This is a genomic window from Stenotrophomonas sp. 278 (assembly GCF_003935715.1).
Classification (GTDB): domain Bacteria; phylum Pseudomonadota; class Gammaproteobacteria; order Xanthomonadales; family Xanthomonadaceae; genus Stenotrophomonas; species Stenotrophomonas maltophilia_AH.
Genome location: NZ_RHPP01000228.1, coordinates 1 through 3,711, shown reverse-complemented (window position 1 = coordinate 3,711; position 3,711 = coordinate 1). Strand labels below are relative to the sequence as shown.

General features: G+C 66.4%; 3 protein-coding genes. All 3 read right to left on the bottom strand.

The genetic code is table 11. The annotated features are described in order from the left end of the window. Positions 1-245, bottom strand: a 245-nt coding sequence (locus EGJ34_RS20870) for a hypothetical protein (RefSeq protein ID WP_148100545.1), incomplete at its 3' end; no start/stop codon positions are given. A 196-nt stretch (positions 246-441) separates the two neighbouring features. Next, a complete protein-coding gene (locus EGJ34_RS20865) occupies positions 442-2,199 on the bottom strand; it encodes an oligopeptide:H+ symporter (protein WP_125362328.1) in 1,758 nt (585 codons plus the stop codon). Between the two features lie 181 nt (positions 2,200-2,380). Beyond that, complete coding sequence (locus EGJ34_RS20860; protein WP_125362327.1) at positions 2,381-3,562, bottom strand: heparan-alpha-glucosaminide N-acetyltransferase domain-containing protein; 1,182 nt, start codon at positions 3,560-3,562, stop codon at positions 2,381-2,383. Between the last annotated feature and the right edge of the window lie 149 nt (positions 3,563-3,711).

Here is a 3,711-nt window from a genome sequence, read left to right as displayed (position 1 = left end):
CCGCCGTGGTCGCTGCCACCGCCGCCGCCACCGCCACCAGCAGCGGCTGCGGCAGCCAGTGCCACGCCACCAAGTATCCAGGGCAACTTGCTGCCCGAGGCGTTTTCATCGGTACACGTGCTGTGGTCGGGATCGATCTTGCAGTCGATGTCATCGGCAGCATGGACGGGCAGGGTCGTGCCTGTCGTCAGCGCCAGTGCAATAAACGAGGCAAGCACCTTGCGGTGCGGAAGGGGATGGGACATTGGAGGCTCCATGAACGCAATGGGAAACGCGCGCGCCTGCGGCGCACTGCGTCCTGTCGGGCCAGGGGCTGGCACGCAGGGGAGCGACATGGTGGAGACCGTCGGGGTTGCTGTATCTGCAACTAATTTCAATAAATGAAAAGTGTGATCAAGTCGAATGGTGTTAGGAAACGTTTATGTGCATGTGCTGGCCGTCTCACTTCACCCCGTGCATCATCCGTTTCAGCAGAGGCGAGCAGACCAGGGCCACCGCGGCACAGCCCAGGCCGATCCACATCAGCAGCCAGAACAGATGCTCGTAACTGGCGGCGGCGGTGGCGATGTTCATCGTTTCGCCCTCCGGCACCTCGATCGCGGCCAGCTTGCCGAACAGCGCGGCCAGGGTTTCCGAGAAGGCCGTAGCGAGGAACCAGGTGCCCATCATCAGGCTGACCACGCGCGGCGCAGCCAGCTGGGTCACGGCCGACAGGCCGACGGGCGACAGGCACATCTCGCCGATCTCCAGTACCAGGTAGGCCAGTACCAGCCACCAGACACTGGCCATCTGCCCGGTCGCCCCGACCTGTTGTGCGGCCAGTGCCAGTGGCACGAAGGACAGGGCTCCGAAGATCAGCCCGAAGGAGGACTTCAGCGGCTTGTTCGGGTCCAGGCGGCGGCGGTCCAGCCAGGCCCAGAGCGCGGCGAACAGCGGGGCCAGGACCACCAGGAAGAGGCCGCCCAGGTAGGTGAGCGAGCCGGCGGTCTGCGGAATCACCAGGCAGTCGCGGATCAGCATGACCAGCATCAACGCCACGATCGCGATGAACAGCGTGCGCGGTGCACTGGAGCCGGGGTTCCGTTCGGACAGCCGCGCGGCCACCACGAAGCCGAGCGGTGCCAGCAGCAGCGAGGCGATCGACCACGGCAGCGGCGTGCCGCCCTGGATAACCAGCGAAGGCACCAGATCTTTGGTCAGCATGCGGTCGGTGAAGGTCACCCAGGAGCCGTAGGTCTGCTCGTACAGGGTGAAGAACACCAGCGCCATGAAGATCAGTGCCATCAACGCAATCATCTGCTGGCGCTGCACCGGCGTGCAGCGGGTCCCGGTGAACCAGGCGAACCACAGCAGCACGCCGCCCAGCACCACGACCATCAGCAGCAGCGCCAGGCTGATTTCGCCTCCCAGTGCGAAGGCACCGTTGGCGGCAGCCCACATGAGTGCCGCCACCGGTATTACGCCGAGCACGGCGACAATATAGATCGCCCATTCGCGGGGCACGCCGGCCACGCGTTCGCGCAACGCGGTGGCGTCACTGGGTTCGGCGTGACCCTGCAGGTACTTCTGCCCCCACAGGAACATGGCCAGGCCGACCACCATGCCGATGCCGGCGGCACCGAAGCCATACTTCCAGCCATAGGCTTCGCCGAGGAAGCCGCACACCAGCGAGGCGAACAGGGCCCCCAGGTTGATGCCGGCGTAGAACAGCGAAAAACCGGAATCGCGGCGCGGATCGTTGGCCGGATAGAGCTTGCCGACGATGGTGGAGATGTTGGGCTTGAGAAAGCCCACGCCCATGATGATGAGCGCCAGTGACAGGTAGGTCACGCCCAGAGCGGTGGTGTCGCGGACCACCTCGCCGTTGACCCGGGTTGCCTCGTGGCCTTCGAACGCCATGCCCAGGTGCCCGAGCACCAGCAGCACCCCGCCGAACACCACCGCCTTGCGCATGCCGAGCCAGCGGTCAGCCAGCAGGCCACCAAACACCGGGATGCAGTACACCAGCCCGCCATAGGCTCCCAGCAGGTCCAGGCCGGCCTTGTCGCCGAACAGGTGGTATTTGGTCAGGTACAGCAGCAGGAGCGCCTTCATCCCGTAGAAGGAGAACCGTTCCCACATCTCGGTGAAGAAGCAGACGTAAACGCCCTTGGGGTGGCCAAGGAAGTCGTCGGTGGCGGGCAGGGCAGTAGCGGTCATCGGGGCAGAAGCGACACAAGCAGCCGGCGATTATCACCCCAACGGCCCGTAGAGCCACGCCCTGCGTGGCTTCGACCAGACCCGGCACCGCATGACGCCAGATCCGGCATCGCGCAGCCACGCAGGGCGTGGCTCTACGGGTGATCGGACCGGTAGGCCACGACCGTTGGTCGTTGCGGTGTCACAGGTACCGCAGCCACACCAGATCCTTCCGCCGTGCCTTCAACCGCGCGAACGCCCGGGTCGGCCAGTACAGCGCCACCGCCAGCACCGCCGTGATCGCCCACAGCTGCCAGACCTGGTCGACCCCGAAATACGTCCCATGGTTTGTCCCCCACAGCGCCACCGCCGCCACGTACAGCAGCTTCAACACATACAGGTGCACCAGGTAGAAGAACATCGGTGCCGCCCCGATGTCGGCCAGCGGTGCCAGCCGCCGTGCCACTTCAGGTTGCTCGTACAGACGCAGCAGCAACAGCCCCAGGCCCAGGGTCAGCAGCAGGAACAGCAGCGAAGGCGGATATTTGGTGACATTCAGGAAGCTCATCACGGCCACGCCGGCATCGGCAGACGACTGCCACGGGTGGTCGCCGTAGACATTCAGCGCGCGCAGCAATCCGAATCCCAGAAGCGCTCCCCCGCCGGCCCATAGCAACCGGTGCTGGCGGACCCGCGCATCGCCGCCGCGCATGAACCACGGACCCAGCACGTACCCCAGCGCGATGACGCCGAACCACGGCAGCACCGGATAGGAGGTGCGCAGGCGCAGGACCTCGCCGAGCTCGATCCAGTCGCGCTGGTGCAGCACCTTCCACAGCACCGCCATGACCCCGTTGCCGTCGACATGGACGCCATCGAGCAGGTTGTGGCCGGCGATCAGCACCAGCGCCAGCAGCGCCAGCGCCGCGCGTGGCAGCCACAGCAGGCCGGCCAGCGCCACCATGCTCAGGCCGATGGCCCAGATCACCTGCAGGTAGATCACGCTGGGCGGAAACTGCCCGGTCCAGGCGAAATTGACCACCACCAGTTCCAGGGCGATCAGGAACAGGCCGCGCTTGAGCAGGAACGTGGAAGCCGCGCGACGCGGATCGGCCTGGCCGCTGCCGTACAGCCAGGCCGACAGCCCCGTCAGCAGAACGAAGACCGGGGCACACAGATGCGCCAGCAGACGGCTCGCAAACAGTGCCGGCTCCACCTCGTCCACCGGCATCGGGTCCGGCACCTGATGGTGCAGATAGAACGTCTCGCGGACATGGTCCAGCAGCATCAGCACGATGACCGTGCCGCGCAACTGGTCGATGGAGGTCAGGCGAGGGGATGAGGACAAGGTACGGTCCGGGATGGGCGCGATAGGGTATAACATAACTAAACAGGTCGTCGGTTCGGATTCTCCGGTAGCGCCGGCCGTTGGCCGGCCCCCCCCCCCCCCCGGGCGGCCCCCCCCCCGGGCGCCCCCCGGGACCCCGGCCCGGGGCCCCGCGCTTGGCCCGCGCAGCAAGCGAGCGGGGGGGC